A 3,031-nucleotide genomic window follows, 5' to 3' on the forward strand; every position below is an offset into this window, starting at 1 on the left:
AGCAAGTTCATGCTTCGACAGGCTCAGCACGAACGGTGGTGGCGTTTAAGTTGTTCAAGTTATTTCATGCACGTTCCTAAGCCGTTCGTGGTGAGCTGGGTGTGATTAAAAGTGCGGGGGCTTGAAAATATTGGGGTGGCGTTATGATTATTTGGCATTAATGAGCCAATTTGGAGTTTGAAAGTATCAAAAAAATACTAAAAACACCCCTAAAACCGACTGAATCTCTGAGAAATAAAATATCCCCCCGCACTTTTAATCACACCCTGGTGAGCTTGTCGAACCATGATCGGATTAACCGCCCACCCTTCGACAAGCTCAGGACAAACGGTTAATCCTTGTACTGTGTCCTGTCTTATGTAGGTAGCCGTAATAAACATAATTAAACTATGTTATATGCCATATTGCATTGTGTTATATGCCACTTTTATTGTAAATATCATTTAAATACAAAATGTTATGTTTTTAGTAAAGTGAGGCATATAACGTATTTTTTCATAAAATAGCTAATAGTTTTTTGAGTTTTTGAGTTTTTGAGTTTTTGAGTTTTTGAGTTTTTGAGTTTTTGAGTTTTTGAGTTTTTGAGTTTTTGAGTTTTTTAAGTGTAATCAAATAGTTGCCCTTATAAAAACCATTTTAATGAAGCCAATTATTTGGCATTAAAAATGCTTAATAATATTTTTTAATACAATATAAAGGACAGTAAATATGAAATTACACCATCAATTGATTGGTACATTGGTTTTAACAATGGCAATAGCCTCTGGTACGCAGGCAGCTACCAAGCTTAATGGCTTTGTCTCGTTTACCCCTGGTGTGTCCAGCGTCTTTAAAGTTCAAAATACCTCATGGCGCGACCCGTTATTTGGCAATATGGGCTGGGCGCACAAATCATCTTGGGGTTCGTTTTCTGTAAGCACTCCTAAAATAATCTCTATTGAAGCATCTACTAAGGTGCCCGGTTTCCATCCCGCTATTACAGTATGGTATCGCGGCCCTGCTGATACCGCTCCAGATATTTACATACCTGACCATGCTTACCCACAAAATTCCAATTTTGTCGAGTTAGGTGCAAAAGATCCGAACACCAATCTGGTTGTCGGTGATATTTCAATGCAGGTGGTTCGATGGGGCTATGATCAAGACGGCCACACCCAAAGACCGCCGTTTATGAGCGGATTAACAGACAGAGTAGCCGGTAAAGTGAGGTTAGCTTTCGTCGCTCAGAAAAAAGGTACTTACCAGTTTGTAGTGGGGGGATTTAATCCAAACGGTGGCATTTCCAGTACTAAACAAGATGTCACGGTGACGGTGAAATAATACATTAACATCGCCAAATTTATTTACTATTCAGCAAAAAAATACTATGACATTACGCTATAAGACATTACTTAAAAAGACACTATTTATTTGTATAGGTTTAGCTGCTTTAACAGCACAAGCAGCAACCAAACCGAGCAGAATTGCCAGTTTTGGCGCGGGTGGCAGCAATACTTTCAGCGTTAAAAGCACCTCGTGGCGTGACCCAGCCTTTGGCAACATGGGATGGACACATAATTCTGATTGGGGATCGTTTACTGCCTCAGCAGGCAAAAGTAAAACCATTACACTGACATCTACCGTAGCCGGTTTTCATCCGGGTGTTACCGTGTGGTACAGAGGTACAGATGACACCGCGCCTGATAATTATGTCGTCGATCATTTTTACCCACAAGGCGGTAATTTTGTTGAATTTGGCGCAAAGGATGAAACCAGCGGCATTGGCATTGGCAATATTTCCATGCAGATTGTCAGTTTTGGTTATGATCAAGATGGCCATACACTCAAACCTGGCTTAAATGGTTTAACAGATCGTATTTCAGGTAAAATGACGCTAACCTTTAAAACCGCTAAAGCGGGTAACTATATTTTTGTAGTCGGTGGCTTTAATCCCTCCGCTAAAGTGAGTAAAACTGCCAAGCATACTGTGGCTGTTAATGTGAAATAACAATCAGTACTCAATCAATTTTCATATATCGGGTATATTTTTGTCCGTCTAAGACCTATGAAGTTTTAAAAACCTCGTAGGTCTTAGCAACAAAGTTGACTAACTGCTAAATATAGAATTTGCCTTAAATACGCACTGGGTTGGTATTCAATAATATAATTATTTATCGAATACCGACTTTAGCCATACGCTGGATTGTCTGTTACAGCGTTTTCAACTTAGGACAGTTACAGCCACCGTTCGTGCTGAGCTTGTCGAAGCACGAACGGCACACTTCGACAAGCTCAGTGCGAACGGTTACGCTGTAACTATTGAACTGTGAAAACGCTGTATTTATTTGATTGCGTATTAATGTTTGTCATGTGGCGCGCGGTTAATGTAAAAATACATTTTAAAACAACGGTAGTTGGATCATCATTTTTAATACACCATAGGAAAATTAAATGAGCGTAAAGTGCAAACAGATTGTTAATATACTAACAGCGGCAGTAATCGGATTTTCTGTACAAACAGTAATGGCGGCAACCAAACCCACCAAAATAGCTGAATTCACACCCAGCACACCTAAAAACATTCTTAACATAAAAAGAGCGTCATGGCGCGATCCGCTGTTTGGTAATACAGGGTGGACACACAATTCAGACTGGGGAAAGTTCTCAACAACCAAGAATAAAATTGTAAAAATAACACTGGTTACCAAAGTGCCAGGTCTGCATCCGGGTATTACCGTATGGCAGCGCGGCGCTAAAGATACCGCCCCTGATAGCTATGTGCCCGACCACTTCTATCAACAAAATGCCAGTATTTTTGAGATGGGAGCAAAAGATGAAGCCAATAAAAATATCGGTAATATTTTTATGACACTGGTCGCCCAAGGTTACGATAATGATGGCCACACAGACGGCTACTTAGATGATAATGGTAAAAAAACACGCATCGCGCCTACGGATGTAAAAGGCATAAAAGACAGTGTCTCCGGCAGACTAGTACTCAGTCACTCTTTAAATGTCGAATAACAGCCCCCATAAACAAGTTTCACGTAAG

At 40.2% G+C, this 3,031-nt stretch carries 3 protein-coding genes; all 3 read left to right on the forward strand.

The window, feature by feature from the left end:
* The first annotated feature begins 708 nt into the window (after positions 1–708).
* The 3 genes from corA (CRENPOLYSF2_RS02725) to corA (CRENPOLYSF2_RS02735) all read left to right on the forward strand — a co-directional run bounded on the left by corA (CRENPOLYSF2_RS02725) (position 709) and on the right by corA (CRENPOLYSF2_RS02735) (position 3,003).
* Positions 709–1,320 (forward strand): copper(I)-binding protein CorA, encoded by a 612-nt coding sequence (gene corA, locus CRENPOLYSF2_RS02725; RefSeq protein WP_087142431.1) that lies wholly within the window; start codon positions 709–711, stop codon positions 1,318–1,320.
* Positions 1,321–1,366: 46 nt separating this feature from the next.
* A complete protein-coding gene (gene corA / locus CRENPOLYSF2_RS02730; protein WP_087142432.1) occupies positions 1,367–1,987 on the forward strand; it encodes a copper(I)-binding protein CorA in 621 nt (206 codons plus the stop codon).
* A gap of 443 nt (positions 1,988–2,430) precedes the next feature.
* Positions 2,431–3,003 carry a copper(I)-binding protein CorA gene (gene corA / locus CRENPOLYSF2_RS02735; RefSeq protein ID WP_087142433.1) on the forward strand — a complete coding sequence of 191 codons (573 nt, stop codon included), beginning with the start codon at positions 2,431–2,433 and terminating at the stop codon, positions 3,001–3,003.
* Positions 3,004–3,031 lie beyond the last annotated feature (28 nt).

The sequence above is a fragment of the Crenothrix polyspora genome, from assembly GCF_900163755.1.
Lineage (GTDB): Bacteria > Pseudomonadota > Gammaproteobacteria > Methylococcales > Methylomonadaceae > Crenothrix > Crenothrix polyspora.

What these genes read in the sequence shown, in the direction of transcription:
- corA (WP_087142431.1), top strand. Translation starts at nt 709, where the DNA reads ATGAAATTACACCATCAATTGATTGGTACATTGGTTTTAACAATGGCA.
- corA (WP_087142432.1), top strand. Translation starts at nt 1,367, where the DNA reads ATGACATTACGCTATAAGACATTACTTAAAAAGACACTATTTATTTGT.
- corA (WP_087142433.1), top strand. Translation starts at nt 2,431, where the DNA reads ATGAGCGTAAAGTGCAAACAGATTGTTAATATACTAACAGCGGCAGTA.